Origin of the sequence: Halonotius pteroides, assembly GCF_003605635.1 — an archaeon.
Lineage (GTDB): Archaea > Halobacteriota > Halobacteria > Halobacteriales > Haloferacaceae > Halonotius > Halonotius pteroides.
In genome coordinates this window covers 1-1,072 of the sequence record NZ_QMDW01000101.1, presented here as the reverse complement: position 1 = coordinate 1,072, position 1,072 = coordinate 1, and the positions used below count along the sequence as shown (strand labels likewise).

Annotated in this window: 1 protein-coding gene; it reads left to right on the top strand. The window is 52.6% G+C overall.

The features are described from left to right. The first annotated feature begins 49 nt into the window (after positions 1-49). A protein-coding gene (locus tag DP106_RS15340; RefSeq protein ID WP_120086650.1) for an IS630 family transposase occupies positions 50-1,068 on the top strand; the annotation gives its coding sequence in 2 pieces (ribosomal slippage) (positions 50-560 and positions 560-1,068; 1,020 coding nt in all). Positions 1,069-1,072: the final 4 nt, after the last annotated feature.

Sequence of the window (1,072 nt, the reverse complement as noted above, 5' to 3'; positions counted from 1 at the left end):
ATACTGATAGCTGAAAATTCATGAGGGTTGAGCCACAGTATCCAATACGGTGACACTGGAGAACGTCTCAGCGGATCATCTCCGCCAAGTACTGGCGCACGTCGAGGAATCTGCTGCCTCAGAGCGTCTGATGGCTGCACTCACCTACAAGGAGATTGACGATGTTAGCCAAGCCGATGCAGCAGAGCTCTACGGCTACTCGGAAGGATGGGCTTCGAAGTGGTTCAACCGACTCGAACGGCTCGATACAGAGCCGTTCGAGGACGTTGTCTACGACAAACCACGCTCGGGGAGACCGTCAGAACTCACCGAACAAGAGCATCAACAGTTCATTGAAGCGCTCCATGAATCACCTGAGGAAGTCGAGATAGACGCACCTGCATGGTCGGTTCCACTTGCTCGCCAGTATCTTATCGAAGAGTTCGATGTTGAGTACTGCGAGCGTCACGTGCGTCGGTTGATGACTGAGGCCGGTCTGTCTTGGAAGACAGCCCGGCCGGAGTACTACAAGTCCGACGAACGGGCGCAGGAAGCGTGGCAGGAAGGGTTCAAAAAAAGTCCGACTGTCTGGACGACGAATACACAATCCTCACAGTAGATCAGACGCGACAGGTTCTCTCGAAGCTCATTTACGCATGGTTTCCAGAAGGAGAACGCCCGTCACTGCCGGTGACGGGCAAGTGGAAGAGTATCAAATTGCTTGGGGCAGTAAGCGACAGTGGTGAGACGTTCTTCCTCCCCTGTGAAGTGAATTTTAACAGCGATACAACGATCCGGCTACTGGATGCTCTCCAGACAAAATTCGGCGAAAAGATCTGTGTAGTGTTGGATAATGCGTCGTATTTCACGGCTAACGCAGTGCAGGAGTTTGTTGAAGACACTCCAATCGAACTGTGTTACCTTCCGCGGGGTTCACCGGAGCTGAACCCCACGGAAGAGTGCTGGCGAAAGCTCAATCAGGTGCTCGGGAACCGCCTGTTCGATGATCTCGATGAACTCCGTGACGCTGCTCTCTCGGCACTCAAAAACTTAGAACCTCCAGAAGTCTTTACGTATCTATGTCCGTGATTAT